This is a genomic window from Yoonia sp. SDW83-1 (assembly GCF_046762885.1).
In the GTDB taxonomy this organism is placed as follows: domain Bacteria; phylum Pseudomonadota; class Alphaproteobacteria; order Rhodobacterales; family Rhodobacteraceae; genus Yoonia.
The window spans coordinates 1-1,050 of sequence record NZ_JBKQXO010000048.1; the positions used below are offsets into that span (position 1 = coordinate 1).

Here is a 1,050-nt window from a genome sequence, read left to right on the forward strand (position 1 = left end):
GCTTGAACTCGCGGCTGAACACTCTTCTCGTCATGTAGATTCTCCAGTTTCATAAACACCTTATCTCGGTGTCCACGAAACCGGCAGCAGGCCAGACGGGCAGATAGAAAGTCAAGTGTTGTGAAGGTTCAGGAAATGATTTGCAAAAGGTTATTGCGTCAGTCTGACGCAACCGGGATTAATGACCTGCTAGACGATCAAGAACTGCCGTGAAAAGGGTCGTTTTCGCGGCACTGGCGTCCAAGCAGTCATTCGTGTTTTGCGCGGCGAATGCCCGGACAGAGCCCAAACTTCCGATTGTCTGCAATGCGGCTAATGTCGGCTTCGCTTAGCTAACTGGCTTGCTGTAGTTTTTCTGCTCCACTATCGATAAACTCATACCGTGGAACTTTGGAGGAACCGCATGACACGACTAAGCGTCATCTTTTTCCTAATGACAACACTCTTGCCGGGTACAACTGCCGCCGCTGATGGCACCAATGACGTCACTATCCAAGCATACCTCGATCTTGAAGGCATCGAAGCAGCCCTAGAGTTTGAGTGCCGTCCTGATGAGGAATGCGAGTTCTCATTTGGCGAGCTAGAAATTCGGTTTTCCATTGGCCAACGATCCACGACGGTGAGGATAAGTCACGGTGGCCATGACTACATTTTCTTCAATGACCAAAATTCGATTTCCGTAGAACTTGGGTCAAACAAGCAGCACCTACAGATTTACGACCGTGACAGCGATACGTTCATACAGAACGGCATAAACGACCCCGCCGGTTATCTTGCGGTGATAAGGAACCCAACCTCGTTTTGAACGTAATCGGAGTGCACACACCGCTCATGTTTCGGTGCCGGTGCGGCATGTGAAAAGCGGTCGCTGGCCACGCGAACGTCAAGGTCTGGTTTGTCCCGCATTGCTGCCGTTGTCCTATCATCCGATCAAGGTCTGGTGTGCGAGACAAACCGGACTTGTGCAGGTGCAGCTCTTTCTGACGCAGAAACATTTCACATGTGCAGCGCCGAGCATTTGGCAACGCAGAACATTTCACAGAAGCAGTC

Annotated in this window: 1 protein-coding gene; it reads left to right on the forward strand. The window is 50.9% G+C overall.

Going from position 1 to position 1,050, the window contains the following annotated elements; all coding sequences use genetic code 11:
* The first annotated feature begins 403 nt into the window (after positions 1-403).
* Positions 404-805 carry a hypothetical protein gene (locus ACFWW4_RS22675; protein WP_411892909.1) on the forward strand — a complete coding sequence of 134 codons (402 nt, stop codon included), beginning with the start codon at positions 404-406 and terminating at the stop codon, positions 803-805.
* Positions 806-1,050: the final 245 nt, after the last annotated feature.